At 61.8% G+C, this 23,747-nt stretch carries 22 protein-coding genes; 20 read left to right on the forward strand and 2 right to left on the reverse strand.

What is annotated here, in order from left to right:
• The first annotated feature begins 28 nt into the window (after positions 1 to 28).
• From EB815_RS13210 to EB815_RS13265, 12 genes are all read left to right on the forward strand, one after another.
• Complete coding sequence (locus tag EB815_RS13210) at positions 29 to 1,078, forward strand: ABC transporter substrate-binding protein (RefSeq protein ID WP_056566184.1); 1,050 nt, start codon at positions 29 to 31, stop codon at positions 1,076 to 1,078.
• Positions 1,079 to 1,097: 19 nt separating this feature from the next.
• The gene (locus tag EB815_RS13215; RefSeq protein ID WP_056566187.1) at positions 1,098 to 2,402 is read left to right on the forward strand and encodes an ABC transporter permease; all 1,305 of its coding nucleotides are present in this window, start codon (positions 1,098 to 1,100) and stop codon (positions 2,400 to 2,402) included.
• A gap of 2 nt (positions 2,403 to 2,404) precedes the next feature.
• On the forward strand, positions 2,405 to 3,205 hold the full coding sequence (locus EB815_RS13220; RefSeq protein ID WP_056566190.1) for an ABC transporter permease: 801 nt from the start codon (positions 2,405 to 2,407) through the stop codon (positions 3,203 to 3,205).
• Positions 3,206 to 3,209: 4 nt separating this feature from the next.
• Positions 3,210 to 4,568 (forward strand): NAD(P)/FAD-dependent oxidoreductase, encoded by a 1,359-nt coding sequence (locus EB815_RS13225; RefSeq protein WP_056566193.1) that lies wholly within the window; start codon positions 3,210 to 3,212, stop codon positions 4,566 to 4,568.
• Between the two features lie 12 nt (positions 4,569 to 4,580).
• Positions 4,581 to 5,387 carry an IclR family transcriptional regulator gene (locus EB815_RS13230; protein WP_056566196.1) on the forward strand — a complete coding sequence of 269 codons (807 nt, stop codon included), beginning with the start codon at positions 4,581 to 4,583 and terminating at the stop codon, positions 5,385 to 5,387.
• A 259-nt stretch (positions 5,388 to 5,646) separates the two neighbouring features.
• Entirely contained in the window at positions 5,647 to 7,137 is a 1,491-nt protein-coding gene (locus tag EB815_RS13235; RefSeq protein WP_056566374.1) for an aldehyde dehydrogenase, read from the forward strand.
• A 68-nt stretch (positions 7,138 to 7,205) separates the two neighbouring features.
• Positions 7,206 to 9,251 carry an FAD-dependent oxidoreductase gene (locus tag EB815_RS13240; RefSeq protein ID WP_056566199.1) on the forward strand — a complete coding sequence of 682 codons (2,046 nt, stop codon included), beginning with the start codon at positions 7,206 to 7,208 and terminating at the stop codon, positions 9,249 to 9,251.
• A gap of 9 nt (positions 9,252 to 9,260) precedes the next feature.
• The gene (locus tag EB815_RS13245; RefSeq protein WP_246740215.1) at positions 9,261 to 10,583 is read left to right on the forward strand and encodes an aspartate aminotransferase family protein; all 1,323 of its coding nucleotides are present in this window, start codon (positions 9,261 to 9,263) and stop codon (positions 10,581 to 10,583) included.
• A gap of 44 nt (positions 10,584 to 10,627) precedes the next feature.
• Positions 10,628 to 11,014: a RidA family protein gene (locus tag EB815_RS13250; RefSeq protein ID WP_056566377.1), complete on the forward strand. Its 387-nt coding sequence runs from the start codon at positions 10,628 to 10,630 to the stop codon at positions 11,012 to 11,014.
• A 10-nt stretch (positions 11,015 to 11,024) separates the two neighbouring features.
• Positions 11,025 to 11,900 carry a 3-keto-5-aminohexanoate cleavage protein gene (locus tag EB815_RS13255; RefSeq protein ID WP_056566205.1) on the forward strand — a complete coding sequence of 292 codons (876 nt, stop codon included), beginning with the start codon at positions 11,025 to 11,027 and terminating at the stop codon, positions 11,898 to 11,900.
• Between the two features lie 11 nt (positions 11,901 to 11,911).
• Entirely contained in the window at positions 11,912 to 12,181 is a 270-nt protein-coding gene (locus tag EB815_RS34230) for a hypothetical protein (RefSeq protein WP_056566208.1), read from the forward strand.
• A 4-nt stretch (positions 12,182 to 12,185) separates the two neighbouring features.
• Positions 12,186 to 12,368: a hypothetical protein gene (locus EB815_RS13265; protein ID WP_056566212.1), complete on the forward strand. Its 183-nt coding sequence runs from the start codon at positions 12,186 to 12,188 to the stop codon at positions 12,366 to 12,368.
• A gap of 464 nt (positions 12,369 to 12,832) precedes the next feature.
• Here the strand turns inward: EB815_RS13265 and lhgO are convergent, their stop codons facing one another.
• Positions 12,833 to 14,041 (reverse strand): L-2-hydroxyglutarate oxidase, encoded by a 1,209-nt coding sequence (gene lhgO / locus EB815_RS13270; RefSeq protein ID WP_244493941.1) that lies wholly within the window; start codon positions 14,039 to 14,041, stop codon positions 12,833 to 12,835.
• A gap of 26 nt (positions 14,042 to 14,067) precedes the next feature.
• Positions 14,068 to 14,796, reverse strand: a complete 729-nt coding sequence (locus EB815_RS13275; protein ID WP_056566218.1) for an ABC transporter ATP-binding protein — start codon at positions 14,794 to 14,796, stop codon at positions 14,068 to 14,070.
• 165 nt (positions 14,797 to 14,961) lie between these two features.
• Between EB815_RS13275 and EB815_RS13280 the strand changes: the two genes are divergently transcribed.
• From EB815_RS13280 to EB815_RS13315, 8 genes are all read left to right on the forward strand, one after another.
• Entirely contained in the window at positions 14,962 to 16,158 is a 1,197-nt protein-coding gene (locus tag EB815_RS13280) for an ABC transporter substrate-binding protein (protein ID WP_056566220.1), read from the forward strand.
• 95 nt (positions 16,159 to 16,253) lie between these two features.
• The gene (locus tag EB815_RS13285) at positions 16,254 to 17,024 is read left to right on the forward strand and encodes an ABC transporter ATP-binding protein (protein WP_056566222.1); all 771 of its coding nucleotides are present in this window, start codon (positions 16,254 to 16,256) and stop codon (positions 17,022 to 17,024) included.
• Between the two features lie 11 nt (positions 17,025 to 17,035).
• A complete protein-coding gene (locus tag EB815_RS13290) occupies positions 17,036 to 17,950 on the forward strand; it encodes a branched-chain amino acid ABC transporter permease (RefSeq protein WP_081295163.1) in 915 nt (304 codons plus the stop codon).
• Complete coding sequence (locus tag EB815_RS13295; RefSeq protein WP_056566225.1) at positions 17,950 to 19,011, forward strand: branched-chain amino acid ABC transporter permease; 1,062 nt, start codon at positions 17,950 to 17,952, stop codon at positions 19,009 to 19,011. Before EB815_RS13290 ends, EB815_RS13295 begins: the two co-directional genes overlap by 1 nt.
• The gene (locus EB815_RS13300) at positions 19,004 to 19,705 is read left to right on the forward strand and encodes a GntR family transcriptional regulator (RefSeq protein WP_056566229.1); all 702 of its coding nucleotides are present in this window, start codon (positions 19,004 to 19,006) and stop codon (positions 19,703 to 19,705) included. Before EB815_RS13295 ends, EB815_RS13300 begins: the two co-directional genes overlap by 8 nt.
• Positions 19,706 to 19,731: 26 nt before the next feature.
• A complete protein-coding gene (locus tag EB815_RS13305) occupies positions 19,732 to 21,762 on the forward strand; it encodes a hydantoinase/oxoprolinase family protein (RefSeq protein WP_065005674.1) in 2,031 nt (676 codons plus the stop codon).
• 11 nt (positions 21,763 to 21,773) lie between these two features.
• On the forward strand, positions 21,774 to 23,471 hold the full coding sequence (locus EB815_RS13310; protein WP_056566236.1) for a hydantoinase B/oxoprolinase family protein: 1,698 nt from the start codon (positions 21,774 to 21,776) through the stop codon (positions 23,469 to 23,471).
• 4 nt (positions 23,472 to 23,475) lie between these two features.
• On the forward strand, positions 23,476 to 23,667 hold the full coding sequence (locus tag EB815_RS13315; protein ID WP_056566239.1) for a hypothetical protein: 192 nt from the start codon (positions 23,476 to 23,478) through the stop codon (positions 23,665 to 23,667).
• The last annotated feature ends 80 nt before the right edge of the window (positions 23,668 to 23,747 follow it).

Below are 23,747 nucleotides of genomic sequence, written 5' to 3' on the forward strand. Positions count from 1 at the left end.
ACAACTGAAAATCCAGAGAGGACATCACATGTTGGGAGTGCGTTCGTTCAAACAGTCATGCCTTGTCGGGCTTGTCCTGACTGCGGCGAGTTTTCCAGCCCTGGCAGACGGCCTGACGGTCGTCTCCTGGGGTGGGGCTTTGCAGGAGGCACAGACAAAGGCTTTCCTCGATCCCTACGCGAAGGCAAAGAACATCACCTTGACCCAGGATACCTGGAGCGGCGAACTGGCCAAGCTGCGTGCCATGGTCGATAGCGGCAATGTCGCCTGGGACGTCATCGACGTCGATCCGCAAACGGGGGCGACCGCTTGCGACCAGGGGTTGCTCGAGAAGATTGGTGACGACGCGGCCTTCAAGTCCGCGGGCCTCGTGGAAGGCGCCCTCACCGACTGCGCGGTGGGAACGAGCGTCTACGCCACGATCCTGGCGTTTCAGAAACAGGCATTCCCGAACGCGCCCACCAAATTGACCGACATTTTCGACACGACGACCTTCCCGGGCAAACGCGGCTTCCGCAAGAGCCCGGTGGACACGCTCGAACTCGCCTTGCTCGCGGATGGTGTGGCGGCGTCCGACATCTATGCAACCCTGGCGACGCCCGCCGGCGTTGATCGAGCCTTCAAGAAGCTCGACACAATCAAGAAAGACATCGTCTGGTGGGAGGCTGGCGCGCAGCCGCCACAACTTCTCAAATCCGGCGAAGTGAAGATGGCGCTGGCCTGGAACGGCCGCATTGCCGATGCCAACGCCAAGGAAAACGCCGATCTTGGGGTCGCCTGGACCAATCAGATCCGCGGCTTTGACATGTGGGTCATCCCCTCCGGTTCGAAGAATCTCGCCGCCGCCAAGGAGTTCGTGGCTTTCAGCGTCAAGCCGGATGTCAACGCCACACTGAGCAACTACATCGCCTACGGACCAACGGTAAAGGCAGCCAGCGATCTCATAGCAAAGGACGTGCTGCCGAACCTGCCGTCCGCCCCTCAGAACAGCGAGGGCGCGCTGGCCCAGGACGGAGCGTTCTGGGCCAAGAACGGGGACGCGCTGAACGCGCGCTTCTCCAGTTGGATTTCCCAGTAGGCCGGGTGGGAGTTATTGGATGACACTGCCATACGGCGACGTGGGCTTGGCAATGACGCAGCAAGATGCCCTGACGGGAAACATCGCGTCATCGACGGCTGGTGTCGTCGTTCGGTCCTCGATCAGGAGCGACAACAACCGGAGGGCAACTCGGGCTGCCCTTCCGGCGGCGCCGCTCCTGATCTTCCTGCTTCTGTTCCTGGTGATTCCCATAGGGTCTGTCGTTCATACGGCGATATCGGACGGAGAAATCGCCAAGGCACTGCCACTGACGACGCAGGCACTTCAGGCCTGGGATGGCGACGAGCTTCCAGCCACTGCCATCTTCATGAAGCTCGGGCAGGAACTGGAGGCCGCGGGACATGTCGGATCCGTGCGCCCGCTAGCCCGTCGGCTGGGATACGAACTGACCGGTGGGGCGAGTGCCATCCTCAACGCTCAGCGGGCGCTTTCCGAGGATTTCGATCGCGCCGATCCGAAGGCCTGGAAAGCCCACTTGATCAAGGCAGACGGGGCGTGGGGACAAGGTGGCGTGTGGAGCATCATCAAGCAACATGACAGTCGCTACAGCGCTTTCTATTTGCGTTGGGCGACCGGCTTTCCCGTTAAGATCGAAGCCGATGGCAGCCTGTCTCGGGAATCGAGCTACGATTTCAGGTCGATCTATCTCAGGACGATCCTGATCAGCCTTGTCGTCACGGGCCTCACAATCGTGATCGGATACCCGGTCGCATACGTCATCGCCAATTCGAGCGGGCGAACCGCTGCGGTCCTCCTGTTCTTCATCCTCCTTCCGTTCTGGACCTCGCTCCTCGTGCGGACAATGTCGTGGATAGTCTTCCTCCAGACCAATGGCGTTCTCAACAATGCGCTGGCCGGAACGGGACTGACATCCGAGCCGCTACCCCTTCTTTACACGCGCATGGCGACGATCATCGCGATGATCCAGATCCAGTTGCCGTTTACGGTCCTGCCCATGATCAGCGTGATGCGCGCGATTCCAGCGAACCATGTAAAGGCCGCCCGCAGCCTCGGTGCAGGTCCTCTTCTGGCACATGCGACGATTTTTCTGCCGCAGGCGGTTCCGGGCATCGCCGCCGGCGGACTTCTCACCTTCGTGCTGTGCCTTGGCTTCTATTTGACGCCAGCATTGGTGGGTGGACCGTCCGATCAGATGGTGAGCTTCTTCATTGCGAGGTTTACCAATGAAGATCTGAATTGGGGGCTCGCTTCGGCACTTAGCGTCATACTCATTTTTGGAGCGGGAATTGTGGCACTCCCCCTGGCGCGCCATGTCGCACGTCACTCATCGGATCGGATCTGACCATGGGCCGCCGCGTCTACACCGAGTTTCCCGCCTACATTCGCATACCGCTTTACGGATTTGTTGGGATCGCTCTTCTCCTGCTGGTCCTGCCGCTGGCAGTCGCTCTCCCGATTTCGTTCAATGCCGATCCCTGGTTCACCTACCCATTCCGTGCAGTGTCTCTCCGCTGGTTCGAACAGCTCTTTTCCTCGCCCCTGTGGATCGGGGCGATGATCAACAGTCTGGTGATTGCGATTTCGACCACCGTCGTTGCCACGACGCTGGGCACACTCGCGGCAATCGGCCTCGTCAATCCAAGGTTTCCTTTCCGGACGGCAGTAATGGCGCTTGCCATCTCGCCCATGATCGTTCCCGTCGTCGTGTTGGGTCTCGGCCTGTTCATTTTCTTTTCGCCGCTCGGCCTCAACTATTCCTACGCTGGCGTCGTCATTGCCCACACCATTCTGGCCTCGCCCTTCGTTGTCATCACTGTCACGGCGGCACTGACGCGCTTCGACTTCAACCTGATGCGGGCTGCGGCAGGTCTTGGCGCCGGCCGCGCAACGGCATTTCGAACGGTGATGCTTCCAATCATCGCGCCAGGCGTGGCCGCAGGGGCGGTTTTCGCCTTTGCCTCGTCATTCGACGAAGTGGTGATGGTCCTGTTCATTGCCGGACCTCAGCAGCGCACGCTTCCAAAGCAGATGTTCACGGGACTGCGTGAGCAACTCGATCCCACGATCCTCGCTGCGGCCGCGGTGATGATCATACTGACGAGTTGCCTGATGGCCGTAGCCTACAACGCCAACAAGAATAGGTAAGGTGATGCTGCACATCATGTCGCAAGAGACCGGGACGAGCGGGGCGGCGGAAGCCGGATTGTTCGCCGACGATTATCTCGAGGAGCCCTATTGGTGGTCGGCGGCGCCGCTGCCCTCCGTCAGCGAGAACATGGAACCGGCGTTGCTTGACGGTAGGGCGGACGTCGTCGTCGTTGGCAGCGGCATCACGGGTCTGGTCGCCGCGCTGCATCTGGCGCGCGAGGGTTGTGACGTTGCCGTTCTCGATGCGCAGAGGATCGGCGAAGGCGCCGCACGCCGCAATGCCGGTTTCGTTGGCCGCACGCTCAAGCGGTCCGTTGAATGGCTGACGGCAAAGTCCGGGCGCGACCACGCGGTGCGGGTCTATCGCGAGCTTGATGCCGCTCTCCGTGGGGTCCAGGCCTTCGTCGACCGCGAACGGATCGAATGCCACTACCAAACCTGCGGCCGCTTCATTGCCGCCAATTCGAACGCCCATTTTCGAGCGTTGGTTACAGAACTCGAACAGACCCGACAGGCCGTCGGCTTTGACTATTCCGTGGTCGAGAAGCATGAAGTTCGATCGGAGATCGCCTCTGACGGCTACCATGGCGGCGCGGTCATTCCAGACCTCGGTTCGATTCATCCAGGGCTTTATCACGCAGGCCTTGTCCGCAAGGCGCTCGAAGCCGGCGTCAGGCTGTACCCCCTCACGAATGTCGTGGGCGTCGATCATGACGCGCGTGGGAAGACCGTTCGAACGTCGAGAGGCGGCATTGCCGCCCGTCATGTCATTATCGCGACCAATGGCTATACGAGCCGCGACCTGAAATGGCTTGCAAGGCGGGTCATTCCGTTCCGCGGCTTTCTGATTGCAACCGAGCTGTTGCCGCCGGAAACGATCGACAGGGTCATACCGCACCGCCGTACCTATCTCGATACCAAGATGAATATCGATTTCCTGCGCCCGGCACCCGATTCGAGCCGCCTTCTCTTTGGTGGCATGACCGGTACGGCGAGCCCGACGGCGACGCCTCTCGCCGGAGCGCTACGCGATCGCCTGGTGAGGATTCTGCCTGATCTCAAGGGTGTCCGGCTCAGTCGTGCCTGGACCGGGCACTGCGCTGGAACTTTCGATTTCATGCCCCATATCGGAACGAAGGACGGCGTGCATTTCGCTCTCGGCTACAACTTCGCCGGCATTCCGCTCGGAACACATTTCGGGGAGAAACTTGCAGCCAGAATTCTTGAACGAGGAGACCCGTCGTCCGTCTTCGATGTCGAAAAATTCCCCACGGCCCCGTTCTATGGCGGCTCCCCGTGGTTCGTGCCCTTGGCTATGCGCTATTTCGACTGGCATGATGATCGAATCGCAAAGGGCTAGAGCGCGGACATCATGGACAAGAGCACATCGAGCAAGACGGCGACAGAAAAGCCGTTGGAACGCTATGTCCGTATTCTCGAGATCGTAGCCGGCTTTCCGGACGGCATTTCGGGAACGACCGTCGGCGAGATGCTCGATTTGCCGAAAGCCTCGGCCTACAGGCTGATGAAGAGTCTGGCCGATGTTGAGTTGATCGAGCAAAGCGGCCCAAAGACGGCCACCTTCAAGCTCGGGCGACGGCTGGAAAGGCTGCTCTTTTCTGGCGTCAGCGACGAATGGCTCAAGGTCGTCGCGCGGCCCACCCTCCAGGAACTATCCGAACAGACGGGGCAAGCCTGCTTCATCGCGCGACTTTCCGGCAATACCGTCCGCAGCGTGGACATGGTCTCGCCTGGCAATCTGGTCAGGGCCTACATCGTTCCAGGGCTTGAAATCCCGGCCCATGCCGGCGCCTCCGCCAAAGCGATCCTCGCCTTTCAGGACCCCGACTTTATCGCTTCCGTGCTTGACAGGCCGTTGAAGCGGCTCACCGCAGCCACAAAAATCGACTTCGCCCAGCTTCTGGGCGAGTTGGAGACCGTGCGCAAAACCGGCGTGGCATATTGCATCGGGGAGGATGTGGAAGGATTTGCCGGGATCGCCGCCCCGATCAGGATCGAGGGCCAGCGTACGCTGCACAGCCTCTGCGTGACGGGCACGATCCATGGGATCCTGGAGGCCAATCGAGACCGTAACGTCTCGCTCATCAAGCGACTCGCGGAGAAACTTTCCAAGATACTCGAAAAGCAATTCCAGCTGACCGTGAAATCCAGCACTTGACTGGAAAGTAATCTCTCTATTTCGAAGCGCCTGGGAATGCTCTATGGCGCTCTATTTGGCATTTATATTAAAGATCGACGCTCGTTGATTTGGGATCTGCGGGTTTCGTCCTGGTATTTTTCTAGGTAGGACTCTCCTAGATTAGCCTTTTCAGCGAGAAATCAACCTCTCGGTCGATTTTATATTGACACGAAACACGCCCTCGGCCTACTTTCTCGTAAATTGATTTATGGTATCGATTATCGAGAAAGGCAATTCAATGACCGTGATCGACTGGCGGCTGGCCGCCTCCAATCTCACCCTGCGCGGGCAATCCTTCATAGACGGCAGGTTCGTCGACGCTGTGTCCGGTGGCGTGTTCGGCGCGATCAATCCCGCCAACGGGACAACGCTGACCCAGGTCGCGTCTTGCGACGCGGCGGATGTTGACTTGGCGGTACGTTCCGCGCGGAGGGCTTTCGACTCTGGTTCCTGGTCGCGGCGCTCGCCGAGCGAGCGCAAGAAAGTGCTGCAGCGGTTCGCCGAGCTGATGCATCAACACGGTGATGAACTGGCCTTGCTTGAGACCCTGAACATGGGCAAGCCGATCTCCGATGCACGGTCCATCGACGTCCCGGGATCGGCCAATACGATCGCCTGGTACGCCGAGGCTATCGACAAGATTTACGACGAGATCGCTCCGACCGGCGGCGGCGCACTGGGCATGATCACGCGCGAGCCCGTAGGCGTTGTGGCAGCGGTCGTTCCATGGAATTTTCCATTGCTGATGGCATGCTGGAAACTCGGACCGGCACTTGCAGCGGGCAATTCAGTCATCCTCAAGCCAGCCGAGCAGTCGCCGCTTTCCGCCATTCGGCTCGCGGAGCTCGCGGCGGAAGCCGGCATTCCGGATGGCGTGTTCAACGTGGTTACCGGCCTTGGCGAGACTGCGGGCAAGGCACTTGGCTTGCACATGGACGTCGACGCGGTGACGTTCACCGGCTCGACTGAAGTCGGCAAGCTCTTCATGAGCTATTCTGCCCAGTCGAACATGAAGCGCGTTGCGCTCGAATGCGGCGGCAAGACCCCGCATATCGTCATGGCCGATTGTGGCAACCTCGATGAAGCCGCGACGGCGGCGGCCTATGGCATCTTTTTCAACCAGGGTGAGGTCTGCAACGCCGGCTCGCGCCTGCTGGTCGACGCCAAGATCAAGGATGTGTTCCTGGAGAAGGTTATCGCCGTCGGGAAAACGCTTACCATTGGCGATCCCCTTGACGCCGCCACGAAGCTTGGCGCCATGGTCAGCCAGGTCCAGATGGACCGTGTGCTCGACTACATCGACATCGGTGCCAGGGAAGGCGCAGAGCTCAAGTCCGGCGGCAAGCGTGTCCTCGGCGAGACCGGCGGCTACTACATCGAACCGACCGTCTTCGACAATGTCAGCAACAAGATGAGGATTGCGCAGGAGGAGATCTTCGGTCCCGTCCTTGCCACGATCTCCTTTTCCGGGGCTGAAGAAGCAGTCGCGCTTGCCAACGACACCATCTACGGCCTCGCCGCCGCGGTGTGGACCGATAACATCGACGTCGCGCTCTCCACCGCCCGACGGCTAAGAGCGGGTTCGGTCTGGGTCAACAATTTCGACGAGAGCAACATCACGATGCCCTTCGGCGGCTACAAGCAGTCGGGCTTCGGACGGGACAAATCGCTGCATGCGATCGACAAATACACCGAGCTCAAGGCAACCTGGATCAAGATCCGCGCCTAGAGCCGGATCATCCCCCTGACCAAGCACGTCTCCTCGCCCTATGATGCGAGGTACAGAAAGAGCCACGCATGCGGGATCCACGCTTCGATATCCTGTTCGAGCCGGTACAGATCGGACCTGTTGTCGCCCGCAACCGGTTCTACCAGACACCTCACTGCAACGGCATGGGCAATTTGCGACCGCAAGCCCATGCCGCGATGCGCGGTATCAAGGCCGAAGGCGGATGGGCGGTGGTCAACACCGAGCATTGCTCGGTTCATCCCTCTGGCGACCTCATGCCGGAGGTTCTGCAGATGCTGTGGGATGACGGCGACATTCCTCCGCTCGCATTGATGGTCGAAGCGGTCCACGAGCACGGCTCGCTCGCCGGCGTCCAACTTGCCTACCCCGCCTACTACAATGCCAATCGCATGACCCGCGAAGTGCCGCTCGGCCCGATGGACCGGCCCGTCAGCGGACACCATCCGGTCCAGGTTCGCGCCATGGACAAATCCGACATCAAGGCGCTGCTGGGTTGGTGGAAGGCCGCGGCGCAGCGTGCGCGCAAGGCCGGCTTCGACATCCTCAATGTCGACGGCAATTTTTCCACCATCGCCTTCCAATTCATCTCGCCCCGCAATCAACGAACCGACGAATATGGCGGCTCGCTGAAGAACCGGGTCCGCCTGCTGAAGGAGTTGATCGAGGCGACGCGAGAGGGTGGCGGCGATGCCTGCGCTGTCAGCGTACGCCTGATCATTGATGAGCTGTTTGGCCCCGAGGGCCTTCGTGTCGCGGAGGAGGGGATCGAGGCGATCAGCCTGCTCGCCGAACTGCCGGACCTGTGGGATCTCGTGGTAGGAACCTGGGCGGACGATTCACCAACCTCGCGCTTCGCATCGGAGAACGACCACGAGCCGTTCATGACCGGGATCAAGGGCGTCACCACCAGGCCGGTCGTGGGTGTAGGGCGCTTCACCTCGCCCGACACCATGGCGAGCCTGATCCGCCGCGGCGTGCTTGACATGATTGGCGCCGCGCGCCCGTCGATCGCGGATCCCTTCCTGCCGAAGAAGATCGAGGAGGGTCGCTACGAGGACATCCGCGAGTGCATCGGCTGCAATATCTGCGTGTCGAGCCACTTTGCCATGACGAACCTGCGCTGCACGCAGAATCCGACGATGGGCGAGGAATGGCGGCGAGGCTGGCACCCCGAACGAATTTCCGCCAGATCAAGCGATGCGACCGTGCTCGTGGTCGGCGGTGGACCGGCGGGCCTCGAATGCGCCCGGGCCCTCGGGCAGCGCGGCTACCAGGTAACCCTGGCTGAGCGGCAGAACCGTCTCGGTGGCCGTGTGACCCTCGAGGGCGAGCTGCCGGGCCTGCGTGAGTGGCTGAGGGTTCGGGACTGGCGCATCACGCAGATCGACAAGCTCAGGAATGTCGGGGTCTATCTCGAAAGCGATCTCGGATTGGCCGACATTCTCGAATTCGACGCAGATGAGGTCGTGCTGGCGACTGGGTCTCAATGGCGCGCCGATGGAGTAGGGCGCGCGGCGTTCAAACCGCTTGCCCTGTCGGCCGGAGTGCCTGTCTTCACGCCGGACGACATTATGGGCGGCAACATCCCTTCAGGGCGGATTATCGTCTATGACGACGACCACTATTACATGGGCGCCGTGATCGCCGAAAAGCTGGCGCTAGCGGGCAAAACAGTCACGTTGGTCACGCCGGCGGCCGACGTCTCCTCCTTCACCGTCAATACCCTTGAAAACATCCGCACGGCCAAGCGGCTCCATGAGCGCGGCGTCGGGATGGTTACGCATATGGCGCTGGCCGACACCCGAGACAGCCTGGCACTCTTCGTCGATGCGCGAACCGGGGCCACGGCGCACAAGGAGGCCGACGCCCTTGTCCTCGTCACGGCTCGGCTGCCGCGCAACGAACTGTTTGAAGCACTGACCGCGCGTCTTGATCAGGGCAATGCAGGCCGCCTGCGCCGCGTCTCACGCATCGGGGATTGCGAAGCGCCGGCTGCCATTTATGCCGCCGTATACTCAGGCCACCGTTTTGCTCAAGAATTCGAGAGCGGCAACCCGACGTTGCGTCGCGAGCGGATCAACCTTGCCACCTAGAACCAAGCGATGAGCATTCTCATGTCAGCACCAGCGACACCAAATTCCGAAAAGCTCTATGCCCGCGCCCGCGAGGTCATGCCTGGCGGAAACACCCGTACGACTGTCTATCGAAAACCACATCAGATTTATGCCTGGCGCGGCGATGGGTGCCGGATCACCGATGTCGATTGCCATGTCCGGATCGACGCCTTGGGAAACTTCACCTCTCTGATCCATGGCTATGGCAACCGCCGGATTCTCGAGGCGGCTACACGGCAGCTCGAAGCCGGAACTTGTTTCGGCATGCCCACCGAGAGCGAGATCCGACTGTCGGAAATACTGTGCGATCGTTTGCCGTCCGTCGAGCAGCTTCGCTACACCAATTCCGGCACGGAAGCGGTGATGAACGCGATCAAGGCCGCGCGCGCCTATACCGGCCGGCCGAAGATTGCAAAATGCGAGGGCGCCTACCACGGGACCTACGATCCGGCCGAGACAAGCCAGGACGCCAGCCCCGCTACCTGGGGCGATATCGACAGGCCGGGATCCGTGCCGACCGCCAAAGGGACACCCCAGGGCGTGCTCGACGATGTCGTCGTCATTCCCTTCAATAATACCCCGGTCGCCGAGGCCATTCTGCGCGCCAGCGGCAACAGCCTTGCCGCCGTGCTCGTTGATGTCATGCCCAACCGCGCCGGTCTCGTCCCGGCAAAGCCCGAATATCTGGCCATGCTGCGCCGCGTCACGCGCGAACTCGGAGCCTTGCTGATCCTTGACGAGGTCATCACGTTTCGCCTTGGTTACAATGGCGCACAGGGCCGTTTCGACATCGACCCGGACCTCACAACGCTCGGCAAGATTATCGGCGGCGGCTTTGCAATCGGGGCCATCGGCGGTCGCGCGGAAGTGATGTCGGTGTTCGATCCGAGCAAGGGCCAGCCCGCGGTGCCGCATGGCGGCACGTTCAGTGCCAATCCCATGTCGATGTCGGCCGGGATAGCCGCTCTTGAAGATTTGACGCCTCCTCTATTCGAGAAGCTCGAGGCGCTCGGCGATCGCTTCGACCAAGGGATTCATGCTTGTTTCAGCCGACATGGAATCAAGGGACAGGTGACCGGACTGGGTTCGCTGCGCCGTGTCCACCTGACGGACGCACCGTTGAGCGACTACCGCTCCACATTCGCGGCGGCCGATGGCGGCGCGCGGGTTTCGGCCCTCGCCAAGGCATTGTTCGACCAGGGCGTGATCATTGCGAGCAACGGGCTGATGGCGTTCTCCACCGTCATGGAAGACGCGGATATCGATGAAATAGTGCGGGCCTTCGACCGAGCATTGCCGGCATTCGCATGACGATCAGCGGCAAGGAAAACCTCCGGACAGCCAAGGAGCGGCGTATGAAAAGGCAAAAGGTCACCGTGACCAACAACTGGGGATCGGCTATCGGCTATTCCCGGGCGGTCCGCGCCGGAAACACCATTGTCGTATCGGGCACCTCTGCCTCTGGACCCAACGGCGTACTTCACCCCGGTGACGCGGAGGGGCAAGCCATCGTGGTCCTGGAGCGCATCGGCGCGGCGCTACGCCAACTCGACGCCTCGATCGAGGATGTCGTCGAGACGCGTATCTTCCTGCGCGACATGAAGGATTGGGAAGCTGTCGGCAGGGCCCATGGCGCCGTCTTTGGCGACGTTCGACCGGCCACGACGATGGTTCAGGCGGGGGCGCTCATCGACGACAGCCTGCTCGTCGAGATCGCCGCCACGGCTATCCTTGCAAGCTGAAAGAAATCACATGTCCAAGGACACCATCATTACCTGCGCCGTGACCGGCAGCCTCACGCGGTTGGAAGACAATGAAAATTTGCCGGTCACGCCGGAACAGATCGCGGCCTCCGCACTCGAGGCGGCCGATGCGGGCGCGGCCATCCTGCATCTTCATGTCCGCTATCCCGACGGCCGGCCATCGATGGTACTCGATCATTATCGCGAACTTGTTCGCCTGATCCGCGCCAAGAACACGGAGGTGATCCTCAATATCACCACCGGCCCCGGCGGCCGGTTCCAACCCGGTGAAGAGGATCCCAAAATTGCCGGCCCACGGACGAATTTCGTGACGGCCGAACGCCGCGTCGAGCATATCCGCGATTTACGGCCCGATATCTGCACACTCGATCTCAACACGATGACGTTCGGCAGCGAGGTCGTGATCAACACGCCACCCAACGTCAAGAAGATGGCGGAGATCATCTATGATTGTGGAGTCCGGCCCGAATTCGAGCTTTTCGACAGCGGGGACATCAATCTCCTCAACGACTTTCTCGCCAGCGGCGTGTTTCGCGGTCCACCACTCGTAAGCCTTGTGCTCGGTGTGAAGTACGGTTTCGCGACGACGCCGGAGACGATGATGTTCGCCCGCAACATGCTGCCTCGGGACGCCATCTGGACAGGTTTCGGCATTGGCCGGGCTGCTTATCCGATGTTGATGCAGTCCTACCTGCTCGGCGGCCATGTACGGATCGGCATGGAGGACACTATCCGGATGTCGCGGACCGAACTCGTGAAGAGCAATGCCGAACTCGTCGAGAAGGCGAAATGGCTCCTGGAAAAGCTCGGCGCGACTATCGCCAGTCCAGGCCGGGCAAGATCTGAGCTTTTATTGAAAACTTAGAGGGCATCGCCATGGCCGTCGACAAGAATGCATTCGTCTGGGAAGATCCCTTCCTGATCGAAGACCAACTGTCGGAAGTCGAGCGCATGGTGCGCGACGGGGTCGCCGTCTTTGCCGCGGACAAGCTCGCGCCATGGAAGGCCTTTGACCATTGGAACACTGAACATCCGCACATTCATATGCTGGTACGAGGGGGCGCCGACAATGGTGAGAACCTCGTCATCTCGCGCGACTACATCCGTCAGGGCATGCACAACCGGGCGAGCGACATCGCACGGTAGGTCGATGCCGAGCGCTGGACGCAGCTCGACCGTCAACTCGTCGCGCGCGCCCGTCGAAGTCGGGGAGGGCGGCTTCGCTCGCAACCTCATCGACACGCTACGCGATGGAGAGGTGAATGCGCTCGGCGCTCGACTCGCTGCCGAGACCGGACTGCCGTTGCGAGAGCTTCTGAAGCTGACCAGGTAGCTGGCATCTATCGACAGTGCTTTTCGCTCGCCTCCGGCCGCTTCGCGAGCATGTTTCCGGTGTTGCCCGCGAAGGAGGCGGAGTAGATTGGGCCATCGGAAGAAGCGAGCACTTGGGTTGTGAATCCAGACGACTGTCTGGCGAATTTCATGCTTGCAGCGGAATTTCCAGATCCGTAGTCAAACGACAGCCTTGCGTAGCATCTCGGCCGTTCAAATCAGCTTGTGCGTCATCTGAAAGCGGACTTTCGCATCGGTGGCGGAATGTCCGGGACTCGGCCCATTTCGGCGGCGAACGGGCGTTCGGTTGGCTGCGGGTAGGCTACGAGCACAGAGCGTACAACATCCGCGGTTCATGCTGCCGGAATATAGAACTGCTCGGCGGGTGATCGCGCCGGATTGTGGGCGCGTCTCGCGATGCCCGTGCACAGCTTCCAGCCGGCCCTATCCCGATCTGCCGTTTTTTCAGTTCGCTGGCATGCGTCGACGTCCATCCGCCATGCGCCCCACGATCATCTCCGCAATCGGGATCGCCGACGTGGCGGCGGGTGAGGGGGCGTTGCAGACATGCAGCATGCGTTCCGTTTGTGCGAATAGGAAATCGTGGATGAGGGCGCCGTCTTTGCGCACGGCTTGCGCGCGGATGCCTGCTTCGTGCGGGAGCAGGTCGGTGAGGTCGAGGCTCGGGCAGTATTTCCGGCACTCCTCCAGATAGCCTGGCTTCCAGAGCGAGTTACGGAGTTCCGCCAACGCCGATCCGCGGTTGGCGAACACGGTCTTCCAGAAGCCGGGAAACAGCGCGTAGTCGGCCATGTCCAAAACATTGAACGAAAGCCGTGGATAGCCCTCGCGGGCAAAGCCGATCACGGCATTCGGCCCGACCGTGACGCTGCCGTCGATCATCCGCGTCAGGTGCACGCCGAGGAAGGGCAAGGCGGGATCCGGGACGGGATAGATCAGATGGCGGACGATGTCGTTCTTCGATGCGGGCAGGCGATAGTATTCGCCGCGGAAGGGAACGATGCGATGCTCGATCGAGAGCCCAGCGAGCACGGCCAGTCGGTCCGATTGGAGACCGCCGCAGACCACCAGTTGCTTCGCCTGCCAGTTTTCGCCGACCGACGAGATGTCGACGGAATCCCTGGCTTCGCGAATGCCGGTGACGCGCGTCGACAGGCGGATCTCGCCGCCGAGCGCCTTGATGCGCCTGCCCATGGCCTGGCAGACGTCGGCATAGCTGACGATGCCGGTCGAGGGCACGAAAAGCGCGCCGAGGCCGCTGATGTTCGGTTCCCGCTCCTTCAATTCACCCTCGCTGAAGCTATGGACTTCGATCGTGTTCTGCTTCGAGCGTTCGTGGAGCGCCTCCATGCGCTGCACTTCGAGGGCGGAGGTGGCGACGAGGAGTTTGCCGCAGACATCGAAGCGGATGCCGTTTTCCTGGCAGAAGGCCTTGGTGGCATCCGCGCCCTTGCGGCAGAGTTCGGCCTTCAGGCTGCCCGGGGGATAGTAGATGCCGGCATGGATGACGCCACTGTTGTGGCCGGTCTGGTGCTTGCCGAGAGCCACCTCCTTCTCCAGGAGGATCAGGCTGCTGCCGGGATAGGTCTCAAGCAGCCGCATGGCCGTCGCCAGGCCGACGATCCCGCCGCCGATGACGCAATAGTCGAAAATCATATGCCTTGCCCCTGTCTGCCTGCTTATGGGTGTGCAGTCTGACGGTCGCCGTAGCCGAAATAGGCCTCTTCCAGCGCATGCCCGTCGGCAAGCTCGCTTGCCGAACCCTCGAGCGCGACATGGCCGTTGCGCAGCACGTAGATGCGGGAAGCGAGGTCGAGGATGCGGGCAGTGGACTGTTCGACGACGAGCAGGCTCAGCCCGCTGGCGTTAAGCTGGCGGAGGCTTTCGTAGACTTGGTCGATCACCAGCGGCGCAAGGCCAAGCGACGGTTCATCGATCATCATCAGCGACGGGCGCTGCAGGATGGCGCGGGCAATGGCAAGCTGCTGCTGCTCGCCGCCGGAAAGGTGGCCGGCAACGCCGCGGTAGCGGTTCCTGAGGATCGGAAAGGTTTCCAGAACCCGCTCCAGGTCGGCGGCCGCTTCGGCCTTGCCCTTGCGAACCATGCCGCCGAGCAACAGGTTTTCCCGCACTGTCAGTGTCCGGAAGATGCTGCGGCCTTCCGGCACCAGTGCCAAACCTTTCCGGCACAGCTTTTCCGGCGCCTGGCCGGCGATCGACTCGCCATTGAGAACAAGCGTGCCCCCCGTCGGCGCCATGAGCCCGGAAATTGACTTCAGAAGCGTGGACTTGCCGGCGCCGTTGGGGCCGACGACGAAAATAATCTCGCCCTTTCTGACCTCAAGATCGACCGATTTCAGGGCAGCAAGCCGGCCATAACCGGCGGTGAGGCCGCGTATTTCAAGCATGTGGTTCCCCTTTGACGGTCTATGGGCGCCGATCGAACTCGGAAGGGCCCCGCCGCATTTTTGCCGTTGACAAAAAAAATCTAACCCGCATTCTGTCTTCTGTCCACAGAGGACTATGTACAAATAATTGAAGCGGTGCACCGCTCACCGCCAAGGGGAACGACGATGAAATCTGTTGCTGTGGCCGCCTCGGCCGCAATCGCCCTTCTGTTGCCTATTGCTGGCGTGCGCGCTGAAGAGCCGATCAAGGTCGGCTTCGCCATCGCAGAATCCGGCTGGCTTTCGAACTACGACAGCGCGCCCTACAAGGCGGCGGTCATGAAGATCGAGGAGATCAACAAGGCTGGCGGCCTGCTGGGACGCCAGATCAAGTATTCCGTCATGGACACCAAGACGGACCAGGCCCGCGCTGCAACCGTCGGCGCGCAGCTCGTCGATAGCGGCGTCGACATGCTGGTCGTCTCCTGTGACTACGATTTTGGCGCCCCGTCTGCGCTCGCCGCCAAGCAGGCGGGCAAGATCGCCTTCAGCTTGTGCGCCGCCGATCCGAAGATGGGCGTGCAGGGCGTCGGCCCGCTCACCTTCACCGCCAACAGCGCGGCGCAGTCGGAAGGCATCGCGATTGCCGAATATGCCCAAAAGAAGATGAGCCTGAAGTCGGTCTACATGCTCGAAGACCTGACGATCGAATACAACAAGTCGGCCTGCGCCGGATTCCGCGCGGCTTGGGCCGCGGGTGGCGGCGAGGAAACGATCCTCGGCAACGACACCTTCAAGAACGACGACCCGTCGATCGCCTCGCAGATCACCCGCCTCAAGGGGCTTGCAAAACAGCCGGACGCGGTCTTCGTCTGCTCGTTCACGCCGGGTGGCGCTTCTGCAGTGCGCCAGCTGCGCGCCGCCGGCATCGACCAGCCAATCCTCGCCAACACGGCGATGGTCGACAATTATTGGCTCAACGCCGTACCGGGCCTGAAGGATTTCTACCTGCCCGCCTTCATGTCGCTTTACGGCGATGATCCGCGGCCGGAGATGAACAAGTTCCTTGAAAGCCACAAGGCGCGTTACGGCGAGGCGCCGGTCTCCTCCTACTCGGTGCTGGGCTACAGCCTCATCGAGCAGTGGGCGTATGCGGTCGAGCAGGCGAAGACGACTGAATCCGAAGCGGTGGTCGGCGTCATGAACTCCTTCAAGGACCAGCCGTTCACGGCCGGCCCGACCTCGTTTACCGATCAGCTGCATATCCAGGTCGACCGCCCCTGGTTGATCATGAAGGTCGAGAACGGCTCCTTCCATGCCGTCGAGGTCTACCGGAACTCGTTCAAGCCGGACATGAAGCTCCTGTTCCGCGTCGGTCAGTAACCGGCAGCGATCCGCCGGCCGCATGGTGGTGCGGCTGGCGGAACCAAATCTCCTGGCAAATTCATAGTCGAGCTTACTGATAGGTCTCGCCCGGTATGTCACGTCCATCGAAAAGATCGGGATCGAAAGAGCGGCTGGAAGCCCGCGGTGTTGCCGTCGCCTTTGGCGGCATCCGGGCGCTCAGCGGGGTCGACCTCGAACTCAGGCGCGGCGAAGTCCTCGGCCTCATCGGCCCGAACGGCGCCGGCAAGACGACCATGGTCAATGTGCTGAGCGGCTTCCAGCGGCCGACGAGCGGCAGCATCCGCCTTGACGGCATCGACGTCTCGCGGCTGACCGCCCGCAAGATCGCCCGGGCCGGCATCGGCCGTAGCTTTCAGGCGGCGCGGCTGTTCCGGACGATGACGGTGGAGCAGAACCTCTCCGTCGCGGCGATCGGCAGTGGGCTGTCTCGTCGGGAGGCACGGGAGCGGGCGCTCGACATCCTCGACTGGATGGGCCTCGCTGGGAAGGCCGACCACCGTTGCGACAGCCTTTCCTATGGCGACGAGCGGCGCGTCGGCATTGCCCGAGCACTTGCCTTGCAGCCGTCCTTCGCGCTGCTCGACGAGCCGGCTTCAGGGATGAATGACGCGGAGTGCGACGCGCTGATGGAGGTCATCGCCGAGCTGCCGGCCCGATTCGGCTGCGGCGTGCTGCTGATCGAACACAACATGAAGGTGATCATGGGGGTGTGCCAGCGCATCCATGTGCTCGATGGCGGGCAGAGCCTCGCCGAGGGTTCGCCGCAGGATATCCAGATGAATCCCGCCGTGCGCCGCGCCTATCTGGGCGAAAAAGCGGCCGACAGTACCCTTGCGATCTAGGACCGGACGCCATGGCCAACATCGTTCAAGTTCTCGTCGATGCCATCGCGCTGGGCAGCCTCTATGCCCTTGTCGCGTTGGCGATCGGCCTCGTCTTCGGCGTCATGCGGCTCGTCAATTTCGCGCAGGCCGACTACATCACCATCGGCGCCTACGCGCTGGTCGTGCCGACGGCGAGCGTCACGCCGCCGCTGCTGCTCGGTGCGCTGCCCGCTGCCCTCATGATCGGCGGCGTGCTTTTCGTAGTTGTCGTGCTGGCGCTGCTGACGGAGCGCATCGCCTTCCGGCCGCTGCGCAATTCCAACCCGTCGACGCTGCTCATCTCCTCCTTCGCCGTCAGCTATTTCCTGCAGAACCTCGTCATGCTCATCCATACCGGCCGGCCTAAATCGGTCGGGATCGGGCAGAGTCTCGCAAATGCGGTGGAAATCGGCGGCGTGCGCGTACCGGGAGTGCAGCTCCTGACCGTGGGGGTCACCGCCGGCCTGCTCGTCGCGCTGGTTCTCTTCCTCAAGAAGACACCACTAGGCATCCAGATGCGGGCGGCGGCGGAAAATTTCCAGATGGCCCGCCTGCTCGGCATGCCGGCGAACCGGGTGATCGCGCTCGCCTTCGCTATTTCAGGCCTGCTCGGAGGTGTGGTGTCCCTGCTGCTCACGATTCAGACGGGAACGCTCGACCTGCGCATGGGTCTGATGCCCGTCGTCTACGGCTTCTTCGCCACCGTCATCGGCGGTATGGGCTCGCTGCCGGGGGCAGCACTCGGTGGGTTCCTCGTGGGTGTCGCCAGCGTGCTCTTGCAAACCTACCTGCCGGTCGATCTGCGCCCCTTCCGCGATGCCGGTGTGTTCACACTCGTCATCCTGATCCTCCTCGTCCGCCCGCAAGGCCTGATCGTCACCAGCGCCGCGAAGGAACGTGTGTAATGAAGAGCAAGACCATGCCATCCTTTGCAGCGATCGGCCGCTTCTGGTTTCCGGTGCTGGCGCTTGTCGTGCCGCTTGCGCTCATCGTCGTGGTCACCGGACAGTTCGGCGGTCTGTCCCTGCAGCGCACCGTCATAGAAATGCTGATCAGCATTGTCATCGTCGTCGGGCTTTACGTCTTCGTCGGCAATTCCGGCGTCATTTCCTTCGGCCATGCCACGTTCGTGGCGATAGCCGCCTATGCCTCGGCCTGGCAGACCTGCTGCGAGATGCTGAAGCCGATCACCATGTCCGGCCTGCCGCATTTCCTGCGCGACCAGAGCATTCCGCTGCTGCCGTCCGCCATCGTCTCGGTGCTGCTCGCCGGCACTGCCGCTTTCCTTACCGGCCTCGTCATCATGCGGCTCACGGGCCTTGCGGCGTCGATCTCCACGCTTGCCGTGCTCTTCATCCTGAACGTGGTCTATTCCAATTGGGACAGCGTCACGATGGGCTCCGCCTCGATCGTCGGCCTGCCGACCTATGTGACGGCCTGGATTGCGCTCATCTGCGCCGTTCTCGCGATCGTCATCGCCTATCTCTACCAGATTTCCGCCTTTGGCCTCGCAATCCGAGCGACGCGGGAAGATGAGGTCGCCGCTGCCGCGTCGGGCATCTCGCTCTACTGGTCGCGGCTCATTGCCTTCACACTCTCGGGCTTCCTGGTCGGCCTCGGCGGCGTGTTGCAAGCGCATTACCTCGGCACCGTGTCGATCAACAATTACTTCTTGAGCTTCACCTTCCTCGCGCTCGCCATGCTCATCGTGGGCGGCGTGGGCAGCCTTGCGGGCGCGGTGGTCGGCGTTGTCGTCATCACGGCGTTGGTCGATATCTTCCGCCGCCTCGAAGGTGGGATTTCGATCGGCGGCCAGCAGTGGTCTCTGCCTGCGGGCACGCAGGAACTTATCATCGCGGGCATTATGCTGTTGATACTGGTCTTCCGCAAAGACGGGATCATGGCAGGGCGAGAGATAGGCCTGCCGGGGCAATCACAGCGCGAGAAGGGGCTCATCAATGGCTAACAATCTCTTCAATACAGATGAGCCGATCGGCATCATCGACCACCGGATGCTGTCCGACCAGGTTTCGACGTTACTCGTGCGCGAATTGATCTTCGGCCGACTCCAGCCCGGCCAACGCATCAACGAAGCGGAACTGGCCCGCCAGCTCGGGATCAGCCGCAACCCCATCCGCGAGGCGATCCGGCGGCTGGAGGAGCGCGGTCTGCTCGTCGCGGTTCCTCGCAAGGGCACCTTCGTTCGCACCTTCCTGCACAGCGATATCGACGAAATCTTCTCCTTCCGCGTCGTCGTCGAACGTTTCGCGATGGAACAGGCGCTGCCGCAGATGACGGACGCCGACATCGACCGCATTGCCGGTTTCGTTGATGCCATGGTCGCTGCCGCCAATGCCAATGACGAGATGGCGCTTGTCGAGAACGACCTCGCCTTCCACCTCGAGATCTGCCGGCTCTCGAAGAACCGCCAGACGCTACACGCCTTCACCAACATCCAGGCGGAAGTGCAGATGCTGATTACCATGGCGGAACGCCAGTTCGAGAGCCAGATGGCGGCGGCCGTCGATCACTGGCCGGTCGTCGAGGCGCTGCGTACCCGCAATCCCCAAAAGGCGATGGATGCCATCCGCGATCACATCCGCGATTCCTGGCGTCACCTTCTTGAAGCTTACGACCGGGAAAAGCCCCGCTCGTCCTGATCCTATCCATGAGAAACGAGGACATAATGCCTGACAGGAAAATCATCGGCATCGACATCGGGGGAACGTTTACCGACTTTGTTTCCTACGATGCGGCGACCGGCACCATCGAAAACTGGAAGAACCTGACGACACCCTCCGAACCGATCGAAGGTGTGCTCCAGGGGCTCGGACAGGTGGAGGACGTCGCAAGCGTCGACAAGATCCGTCTTGGCACGACGATCGCCACCAACGCGCTGCTGACGCGCCGCGGCGCGAAGGTCGCCTATGTCACGACCACCGGGTTTCGCGATGTTCCCTTCATCCAGCGTGGCGACCGTCGCAGCCACTACGACATTACCTGGATCAAGACCAAGCCGCTGATGAAGCGCGCCGACACCTATGAGATCGGCGGGCGTTTCAGCGCCAAGGGCGAGCTCGTCACCGCGCTCGATGAGGCGGCCGTGCGCCAGATGGCCGCAACGATCAAGGCCGACGGCACGATCGAGGCGATCGCCGTCTGTACGCTGTTCTCCTATATCGATCCGAGCCACGAGCAGCGCATCCGCGACATCCTCGCGGAAGAACTGCCCGGCATGCCGATCTCGATTTCGTACGACGTGCTGCCGAAGTGGAAGGAATACGACCGCGCCTCGACCACGATTGCCGACGCCTATCTGAAGCCCATCGTCTCCGACAATTTCCACCGCATGCAGAAGCGCCTCGATGGCATTGGCATCGGTGACAGGATCGGCGTGATCAAATCGAACGGCGGTGAATCGACGCTGAAGGGCGCTGCCGAAACGCCGGTGCAGATGACGCTTTCCGGTCCGACCGGTGCGGTCGTCGCCACCCGCGTCCTCTCCGAACTTACCGGCATCAAGAACCTCGTCACCTTCGACATGGGCGGAACATCGACCGATTGCTCTACCGTCGTGGACGGCATGGAGCATGTGACGACGAACTTCGAGATCGAATGGGGCCTGCCGATCCAGATCCCGATGATCGACATCCACACGATCGGCGCTGGCGGCGGTTCCATCGCTTGGATCGACAAGGGCGGCATGTTGCGCATGGGTCCGCAATCGGCGGGTGCGGCACCAGGGCCCGCCTGTTACGGCCGTGGCGGCGAGAGTGCTACCGTGACGGACGCCAATGTCGTACTCGGCCGCATCAATCCCGACTATTTCCTCGGTGGCAAAATGAAACTCGACGCCGAGGCAGCGCATCGCGCGGTCAAGACGATCGCCGATCAGCTCGGCCTCGAGGTTGATGCGGCTGCCTTCGCCATGGTGCAGATCGCCAACAACAACATGCTGGGTGCGCTGCGTGCCGTTCTCCTCCAGCGCGGCCTCGATCCGCGCGACTTCACGCTCGTCGCCTCGGGCGGGGCGGGGCCGGTGCATATCTGCGACCTGATGGATATTTCCGGCATTCCGCAGGGCATCGTGCCGAACTATCCCGGCCAGTTCTCAGCCTTCGGCTTCATCATGACCGATGCGCGTGTTGACCGGCATCGCACGGTGCAGCAGATCTCGAAATACTTCGACGGTGCCCGCGCCACGGCGGCGATGACGGAACTGGTGGATGGCGCCATCGCCGAGCTGGTCTCCCAGGGTTATCAGCAGAAGGTGGAGGTCTACCGCTCCATCGAGGCCCGCTACTTCGGCCAGAATCACGAACTGGAACTGAGCTTCCCGGCCAACCAGTTCACCGAGGAGACCATAGCAAGCCTCTGGGAACGCTTCCACGAGGAGCACCAGAACCGCTTCGGCTTCTCCATTCCGGGTGAGACCATCGAGACGGTCAATCTCAAGGTCGTCGCCGTCGCCGTCTCTGAAAAGCCGAAGATGCGGGAGCTCGAAAAGGGCGAAGGCACGCCGGCGTCCTCGGGCAGCCGCAAGGTACGCTTCGAGGACGGCTGGCACGAGGTGAAGACCTACGACCGCGGTACGTTCAAGCAGGGGCAGACCGTCGCCGGTCCCGCCATTGTGGAGGAAAGCGCCTCCGTCACCATTTTGCAGCCGAAACAGACGCTCCGCGTCGACCGGCTCGGCAATCTGATCATTTCGGCCTGAGGAGTACCATCATGGACTTCGTTACGATGAACATTCTGGAATCCAGCATGGTCTCTCTCTGCAAGGAGATGGGGATCGTGTTGATGAAGACGTCCTATTCGACGATCTTCAACGAGGCGCTCGACTTCACTTGCGGGCTTGCCGACATGAACGGCGACATGATCGCGGTCGCCGACTATTGCCCGGCGCAGATCGGCGGCATGCCGCTGCTTGTCAAATCCTGCCTCAAGGAGATCCCGATTGACGAGATCGAGGAGGGCGACGTCATTCTGCACAACGACCCCTATCGCGGTGGCCTGCATACGCCTGAGCACACCTTCTTCAAACCGATCTTCGTCGACGGCGAGATCATGGGCTTTGCCGTCGCCATCGGCCATATCGCCGAAGTCGGCGGCATGGCGCCCGGCGGCTTCTGCGGCGAGGCGACGGAAATCTTCCAGGAGGGCCTTCGCATTCCGCCGGTCAAGATCAAGAAGCGCGGCAAGGACAATATCGAGGTCTGGAAGCTGCTTCTCGCCAACGTGCGTACGCCGCGCGTCAACTATGGTGATCTGCGCGCGCTCATCGCCGCCGTCGACCTCGGCGAAAAGCAGATGACGCAGATCTACCAGAAGTACGGCAAGGAGAAAATCAAGGAGACGGTCAACGACTTGCTGCTCTATTCGGAGCGCCGCATGCGTGCCGAACTGGAGGCGATCCCAGACGGCATCTATGCCTTCTCCGACAAGATTGAGAGCGACGGTATCGACGCCGACCGCACTTACACGGTCGCTGTCGAGGTGCATAAGCGCGGCGGCGAGATCATCGTCGACTATCACGGTTCCTCGCCGCAGGCCTCCGGCCCGATCAACGCAACGCTCGGCGTTGCCACATCGGCGGCCTACAACGCCGTGCTGCACATGACCGACCCGACGATCCCACGCAATTCCGGCTGCTTCCGGCCGATCCGCGTCATGGCGCCGCCCGGCACCATCGTCAACGTGGACTTCCCCGCGCCGGAAGTCGGCGGCAACACCGAAACCCATCCCCGCATCGTCGGCACGATCCTCGGCGCCATGGCCCCGGCGATCCCGAACCGGGTGATGGCGGCGGAGGGTGCGACCCACTGCAACTTCGTCTTCGGCGGCGTCGATGCCGACACAGGCGAGTATTTCGCCTGTTACGACCTCGAAGCGGTCGGCTGGGGCGGCCGCGCCTTTGCCGATGGCAATGACGGCGTCGACTCGATCAACGGCAATTGCCGCATCACGCCAGTCGAAGTTTACGAGACGCGCTTCCCCTGGCGCATCGAAAGCCTCGCCTTCAACGTCGATGCCGGCGGTGCCGGCGAATATCGCGGTGGGGTCGGCTATTCCAAGCAGATGCTGTGCCTTAACGACGAAATCATCTGCTCGCAGATGACCGACCGCCATCTGCTCGCCCCCTGGGGTCTGAACGGCGGCACGGAAGGCGGCGTCGGCGCGACGCTGGTCATGAAGAACGGCCGCGAAGACTGGCAGACGATGCGCGAGGCCTATGGCAAGGCCTCGACCAGCCGCTACTCCAACGTCTCCATTCGCCGCGGTGATCGCGTGCGGCTCGTCACTCCTGGTGGCGGCGGCTACGGCGATCCCGCAAAGCGCGATCCGGTGGCGGTCGCGGAGGATGTCCGCGAGGGCTACGTCTCGAAGGCGGCCGCCCACAAACACTACGGCTATCAGGAGGCCTGAGACCATGAAGTTTTCGCTGAACGGGCTTTACATCGAAAGCTACACGAAATGCGCCAACTGCGGCGTGCTGATCTATGAGGCGTCGGCCGAGGATTCCGTTCGCAGGAAGATGCATGACGGGAGCATCTATTGCTCTCAGGAATGCGTCGACTGGAAGATCGAACGGGACGCCCGCCGCGCCAAGGCCGCTGTCTAGAGCCGGATGATTTCAGGTCGTGTGGCCTGAAATCCTAATCCGCCTCCAAATCAATTGATGCGCCGGCCCCGTCCGTCAGG

Origin of the sequence: Mesorhizobium loti, from assembly GCF_013170705.1 — a bacterium.
In the GTDB taxonomy this organism is placed as follows: Bacteria; Pseudomonadota; Alphaproteobacteria; order Rhizobiales; family Rhizobiaceae; genus Mesorhizobium; species Mesorhizobium loti_D.